Origin of the sequence: Streptomyces sp. MMG1533 (genome assembly GCF_001279775.1) — a bacterium.
In the GTDB taxonomy this organism is placed as follows: Bacteria; Actinomycetota; Actinomycetes; order Streptomycetales; family Streptomycetaceae; genus Streptomyces.
Genome location: NZ_LGDG01000065.1, coordinates 1 through 6476, shown reverse-complemented (window position 1 = coordinate 6476; position 6476 = coordinate 1). Strand labels below are relative to the sequence as shown.

Below are 6476 nucleotides of genomic sequence, written 5' to 3'. Positions count from 1 at the left end.
GCCCCGGGAGGGGGGGGGAGGGGGCAGTCCCGGGAGGGGGGCAGGGGGCAATCCCGGGAGGGGGGCAGGGGGCAATCCCCGCCGGGGTGCACGGGACACAGTCCCCACCGGGGTGCACGGGACACAGTCCCCACCGAGGTGCACGGGACACAGTCCCCACCGAGGTGCACGGGACACAGTCCCCACCGAGGTGCACGGGACGCAGCCCCCACCGGGGTGCACGGGAGGCAATCCCCGCCGGGGTGCACGGGAGGCAATCCCCGCCGGGATCGAGAGGCGCAGCCCAAGGGGTGCAGGGGGCGCAGCCCCCGCCGGGGTCGAAGGGGCGGAGCCCCTGGCGGGGTCGAAGGGGCGCAGCCCCCGCCGGGGTCGAAGGGGCGGAGCCCCTGGAGGATGGGACGGGTAGGGGCGGCGGGGGCGAGGAACAAAGGCTGCGACCACCGACCCCCGGCCTCAGTGACGCGGCGTCGCCAGCCCCAGCACCCGGTCCTTGAGTGCCGGGAACTGCTCGCGGGTCGTCGCGACCTTCCCGGGGTCGAAGTCCACCGTGAGGACCTCCTCGTCGGCCCCGGCCTCCGCCAGCACCTCGCCCCACGGATCCACCACGATCGAGTGACCGGCCTGCGGAACTCGGGCGTGCGTCCCAGCCGTTCCACACGCGAGCACGAACGCCTGGTTCTCCACCGCCCGCGCCTGAGCCAGCAGCGTCCAGTGCGCCCGCCGACGCTCCGGCCACCCCGCAGGGACGACCAGGATCTCGGCACCGGCGTCGACGAGACCGCGGAAGAGTTCGGGGAAACGGAGGTCGTAGCAGGTCGCCAGACCGACGGTCGTGTCCGGCAGACGCACCGTCACCAGGTCCTCGCCCGCACCCATCAGCACGGCCTCGCCCTTGTCGAAGCCGAACCGGTGGATCTTGCGGTAGGAGGCGGCAAGGTCGCCGGAGGGAGAGAAGACGAGGGAGGTGTTGTAGAGCGTCCCATCCGGGGCGCGCTCCGGAATCGAACCCGCGTGCAGCCACACGCCCGTGTCACTCGCCGCCTTCGCCATGGCCTCGTAGGTCGGCCCCTCAAGCGGCTCGGCCTCGCTCCCGAACTCCTCGAAGGCGAACGCCCCGGTGGTCCACAACTCGGGCAGTACGACGAGGTCGGCGCCCGCCTGATCCCGTACCAGCGAGGCCACGCGCCGCCGACGGGAATCGACCAATTCGCCCTCGTCCACGGCGATCTGGATCAAAGAGGCGCGCACACTACCACCGTCCTGGCATTCGAGCCGTCCACACGGGCCTACGATCGTCACACGAAAGCACTGCCGGGGTGCCCCAGAGCAGCGTAACTTAGCGTTCCAAGACACCCGCCGACAGCCACCTCCCGCAGGCAACGACGCCGCCACCACCACCCGAGTACCGACCGCCGAGGGGTCCCGTTCCGTGAGTCTGCATCCCACCCTCCAGTCCTACGCCGACGCCTGGACCCACTCCATCGAAGCGATATCAGAACTGGTGCAGCCGCTTGTGGAGGGCGAGTGGAATCGACGCACGCCCTGCCCCGGCTGGTCGGTCCGTGACGTCGTCTCCCACGTCATCGGCCTGGACTGCGAGATGCTGGGCGACCCGCGCCCCATCCACACGCTGCCGCGCGACCTGTTCCACGTCACCAACGAGCACCAGCGCTACATGGAGATGCAGGTCGACGTCCGCCGTCACCACACGGCGCCGGAGATGACCTCCGAGCTGGAGTACGTGATCATCCGCCGCAACCGCCAGCTGCGCAACGAGTCGCGCGACCCCGGCACCAAGGTGCGCGGCCACGTCGGCACCGAGCTCACCCTCGAAGAGGCCATGCGGGGCCACGCGTTCAACGTGTGGGTGCACGAACAGGACCTGCGCGCCGCCCTCGGCCGCCCCGGCAACCTCGACTCCCCCGGCGCGCACATCGCCCGTGACGTGCTGCTCGCCGCGCTCCCCGACATCGTGGCGGTCAAGGCCGACGCCCCGCGCAGCTCGGCGATCGTCTTCGACGTGCACGGCCCCATCGAGTTCCTGCGTACGATCCGCGTGGACATCCAGGGCCGCGGCACCCTCGAAACGGCCCCCGCCCTCGGCCCGGCCGCCACCCTCACCCTCGACTGGGAGACCTACGTCCGCCTCGCCTGCGGCCGAGTGACGCCGGAGGCGGTCGCGGACCGGGTGAAGGCGGAGGGGGACCCCGCGCTGACGGAGGCGATCCTGCGCAACTTCACCCTGACGCCGTAGCCGGTTCGTCCAGCCGCGGGCAGTCGTGCCGCTGGGGCGGCACGGGTGGGCGCGGGCAGCACCCGCCGGCGATCGGGCCGCGCGCCCCGCCCCCAGCCCCAGCCCCAGCCCCAGCGCCGGGTGCCTTACGCCGGCACGTGCACCGTCTCCACCCGACTCGCCACCAACCGCTCCCGCTCCCGCCGGGCCGCCCGCTTCCGCAACCGCAGAATCTGGCTCACCCCGACCGCCTGGAGCACGAACACCACGGAGAACGCGATGCGATAGTCGTCCCCGGTCGCGTCCAACAGCACCCCGATCGCGAACAGAGTCGTCATCGAGGCGACAAAACCCCCCATGTTCGTGATCCCGGACGCCGTCCCCTGCCGCTCCGGCGGATTCGCCGGCCGGGCGAAGTCGAAGCCGAGCATCGACGCCGGCCCGCACGCACCCAGCACCGTGCACAGTACGACCAACAGCCACATCGGCGCGTGCTCGCCGGGATAGGCCAGCGTCACGGCCCACATCAGCGCCGTCGCCCCCACGGTCCCCAGCGCGAGCGGCAACCGCGCCGCGTGATGCCGGGCGACGACCTCCCCGTACACCAGCCCGACCATCATGTTGGACAGCACGACGAGCGTCAGCAGCTCCCCCGCCACGGCCCGGGACAACCCCTGCGCCTCGACCAGGAACGGCATGCCCCACAGCAGCAGGAACACCATCGCCGGGAACTGGGTCGTGAAGTGCACCCACAGCCCGAGCCGCGTCCCCGGCTCCCGCCAGGACGCGGCGATCTGCCGCCGTACGTAAGCCGCCCCCTGATGCGGGAACGGCTCCGGCTCGTGCCCCTCGGGATGGTCCTTCAGAAACAGCAGGAGCAGCACGAACACGACGACACCCGCGAGCGCGCTGCCCGCGAAGGCCGCCGTCCAGCCGATGCCGTGCAGCAGCCTTGCCAGTACGAGGGTGGAGACCAGGTTGCCCGCCATGCCGGCCAGGCCCGCGAGCTGCGCGACCAGTGGGCCGCGTCGGGCCGGGAACCAGCGGCTGCCGAGCCGCAGCACGCTGATGAAGGTCATCGCGTCACCGCAGCCGAGCAGCGCGCGCGAGGCGAGGGCCATGCCGTACGACGGCGAGAAGGCGAAGCCGAGCTGTCCGGCCGTGAAGAGAACGACTCCCAGGCCCAGCACCTTCTTCGTGCCGAGCCGGTCCACCAGCAGGCCGACGGGGATCTGCATGCCCGCGTAGACGAGGAGCTGGAGGATCGAGAAGGTCGACAGCGCGGAGGCGTTGACATGGAATCTGTCGGCGGCGTCGAGGCCGGCGACCCCGAGGGACGTGCGGAAGATGACGGCGACGAAGTAGACGGAGACGCCCGTGCCCCAGACGGCCATGGCGCGCCGCCCGCCCGGCGGGTCACCCGGCAGGGTGACCGACGACGAGCTCACAGGACCTCCCCCCGCGCCAGATGGGAGAACCAGCCGACGTGCCGGTGGACGACGCCGACGGCGGCCTCCGCGTCCCCGGAGCGCAGCGCCTCGAGGATCTCCTCGTGCTCGACGAGGGTCTTGGCGATGCGGTCGGGGTGGGAGTGCAGGACGGCGACGCCCATGCGCAACTGCCGGTCGCGGAGCTGGTCGTAGAGCCGGGAGAGGATGTCGTTCCCCCCGCTGCGGACGATCTCGGCGTGGAAGCAGCGGTCGGTGACGGCGGCGGCGGCGAGATCACCGGCGGCGGCCTGCGCCTTCTGCTGGGCGAGCAACTCCTCCAGCCGCTCGATGAGTTTGGCGGGGGCCGGTACGGCCTTCCGCGCCGCGTGCTCCTCGACCAGCAGCCGGGTCTCGACGACGTCCTTGATCTCCTGGGCGGAGACGGGCAGGACGAGCGCTCCCTTTTTCGGGTAGAGCTTGATCAGCCCTTCCACCTCCAGCCGCAGCAGCGCCTCTCGCACGGGCGTGCGGGAGACCCCCACGGCCTCGGCGAGCTCGCCCTCGGTGAGGAGGGTGCCGCCCTCGTAACGACGGTCCAGGACACCCTGCTTGACGTGGGAGTACACACGGTCGGCGGCGGGCGGGTGCTTGACGGCCAGGCTCATGCCCACAGCTTAGATACAACACGTACGCATGATGGCGACCGTCCAGCATGCGGAACGGAGTCACATCGGCGGGCAAAGAACGGGAACCCGCCCCAGCAACCGCACAACCTTCTGTGCTAGTTACGTGTCACACACCTGCGGCCCCAATCTCTTCGCATGCCTCAACCCGGCCGCACTCCAGGCGCATTCGACACAATCGGGGTATCTCAGTTGATAACCGGCATCAAGGACGGCTTCCAGGTTGTCCGCTTCCGCCGAGCCGCCGCCGTCACCGTGACCGCAGGCGCCATGCTCGCGTCCGGAGCCCTCACCGCGGCACCCGCGCAGGCCGTCACCGCGCCCACGATCGTCGCCAAGGGCGGCTACGTGATGAACAACGCGAACGGCGCGGGGCTGTACAGCAAGGCCGCGAACACCAAGCGCTCCACCGGCTCCACCACGAAGATCATGACCGCCAAGGTGGTGCTCGCGCAGTCGAACCTCAACCTCGACGCCAAGGTCACGATCCAGAAGGCGTACAGCGACTACATCGTGTCGAAGGGCGCCTCCTCGGCTCGCCTGATCGTCGGCGACAAGGTCACCGTCCGCCAGCTGCTGTACGGGCTGATGCTGCCGTCCGGCTGCGACGCCGCGTACGCGCTCGCCGACAAGTTCGGCTCGGGCTCGACGCGTGCGGCGCGCGTGAAGTCGTTCATCGGCAAGATGAACAGCCAGGCGAAGAACCTCGGCCTGACGAACACGCACTTCGACTCGTTCGACGGCATCGGCAACGGCGCGAACTACTCGACGCCGAAGGACCTGACGAAGCTCGCCAGCAGCGCGATGAAGAACTCCACGTTCCGCACGGTCGTCAAGACGAAGTCGTACACCGCGAAGACGATCACCAAGACCGGCAGCACCCGCACCATGCCGACGTGGACGAACACCAACACCCTCCTCAGCAGCTACAGCGGCACGATCGGCGTCAAGACCGGCTCCGGCACCGAAGCCAAGTACTGCCTCGTCTTCGCCGCCACCCGCAACGGCAAGACGGTCATCGGCACGGTCCTCGCCTCCACGAGCGCCTCCCAGCGTGCGACGGACGCGACGAAGCTCCTGAACTACGGCTTCGCCAAGCTCGGCTGACCCCCGGCCCACGTTCGCCAACCATCCGGCATATTTGAGTAAAGGGCCCCTCGCCACCGGCGGAGGGCCCTTCATCATGTCGGCCGTGACGACACCCGGGACCGGTCTCCGCCCCGCGCGCCCCGCCGACTTGGACGCCATCACCGACCTGCACACCGAGGCCCGCGCCGCGTACTACCGCGCGGGCGGCTGCTCGGACACGGAACTCACCTCCCCCGAGGCGTGGTCCCGGCGCCGGGCGGCCTGGCAGCGAGCCGTCCGGGGCGACACCCGAAGGGTGATCTGCGCCGTGCGGGGCGGCGAGTTGACGGGCGTGGTGGCGATGGGTCTGCCCGTGGACGCCGACGTGGACGCCGCGACCGTGGGCCAGTTGCACCAGATCCATGTCCGCCCCGACTGCTGGGGGCAGGGCGTCGGCGGCACGCTGCACGCCGCCTACGTCCGTTTCCTGCGCGAGGCCTCCCTGCACACCGGCGTCCTCGAGGCCTGGGAACGCAACACCCGCGCCCACGCCTTCTACACCCACCACGGCTGGCACCCGGACGGCCACCGACGGCCCGGCCCGGCCGACGCGGACTACGTGCGGCTGCGGCTCGACGTCTCCTTGTGACCGGTCCCGTGTGTGGGCCTCGCGCGGACCCTGCCACAACACAACACCGGTACGACTGTCGGTCCGTGGCACGTGGCATGGTCATGCGAGCCCCTCGCCTCACTCGAAGGACCCGAAGGAGAAGAACACTCATGTCGCACCCGCCTGTGCCGCCGCAGGAGCCCGGGCCGTACGGACAGCAAGGGCCGCAAGGGCCGTACGGACAACAAGGGCCGTACGGACAGCAAGCTCCGCAGGCGCCGTACGGACAGCAGGGCCCGTACGGGCAGTACGGGCCATACGGGCCGTATCAGCAGCCCCAAGTCCCGCCGCACCAAGTCCCGCAGCCCCAGGCGCCCCAGCCGCCGTACCAGGCACCTCAGCAGGCGGGGCACCCCCAGCACCCCCACCCCCACCCCCAACCGCCCCTGCAT

7 protein-coding genes are annotated in these 6476 nt (G+C 70.7%); 4 read left to right on the top strand and 3 right to left on the bottom strand.

Features of this window, described 5'->3' with window-relative positions; translation table 11 throughout:
- Positions 1 to 453: 453 nt before the first annotated feature.
- Positions 454 to 1248 (bottom strand): carbon-nitrogen family hydrolase, encoded by a 795-nt coding sequence (locus ADK57_RS10460; protein ID WP_053749118.1) that lies wholly within the window; start codon positions 1246 to 1248, stop codon positions 454 to 456.
- Between the two features lie 181 nt (positions 1249 to 1429).
- Here ADK57_RS10460 and ADK57_RS10455 point away from each other — a divergent pair, with 181 nt between their 5' ends.
- Positions 1430 to 2254: a maleylpyruvate isomerase family mycothiol-dependent enzyme gene (locus ADK57_RS10455; protein ID WP_053749117.1), complete on the top strand. Its 825-nt coding sequence runs from the start codon at positions 1430 to 1432 to the stop codon at positions 2252 to 2254.
- Between the two features lie 125 nt (positions 2255 to 2379).
- Here ADK57_RS10455 and ADK57_RS10450 read toward each other — a convergent pair whose 3' ends face one another.
- On the bottom strand, positions 2380 to 3627 hold the full coding sequence (locus tag ADK57_RS10450) for an MFS transporter (protein WP_234390108.1): 1248 nt from the start codon (positions 3625 to 3627) through the stop codon (positions 2380 to 2382).
- 50 nt (positions 3628 to 3677) lie between these two features.
- Positions 3678 to 4328, bottom strand: coding sequence for a GntR family transcriptional regulator (locus ADK57_RS10445; RefSeq protein ID WP_053749119.1), 651 nt, complete (start codon positions 4326 to 4328; stop codon positions 3678 to 3680).
- Positions 4329 to 4550: 222 nt separating this feature from the next.
- Here ADK57_RS10445 and ADK57_RS10440 point away from each other — a divergent pair, with 222 nt between their 5' ends.
- The 3 genes from ADK57_RS10440 to ADK57_RS50995 form a co-directional block, all read left to right on the top strand.
- Positions 4551 to 5453: a D-alanyl-D-alanine carboxypeptidase family protein gene (locus ADK57_RS10440; RefSeq protein ID WP_078973053.1), complete on the top strand. Its 903-nt coding sequence runs from the start codon at positions 4551 to 4553 to the stop codon at positions 5451 to 5453.
- 76 nt (positions 5454 to 5529) lie between these two features.
- On the top strand, positions 5530 to 6063 hold the full coding sequence (locus ADK57_RS10435; protein WP_053749114.1) for a GNAT family N-acetyltransferase: 534 nt from the start codon (positions 5530 to 5532) through the stop codon (positions 6061 to 6063).
- Positions 6064 to 6135: 72 nt separating this feature from the next.
- Positions 6136 to 6476: hypothetical protein (locus ADK57_RS50995; protein WP_234390104.1), on the top strand; the 341-nt coding region annotated here is incomplete at its 3' end.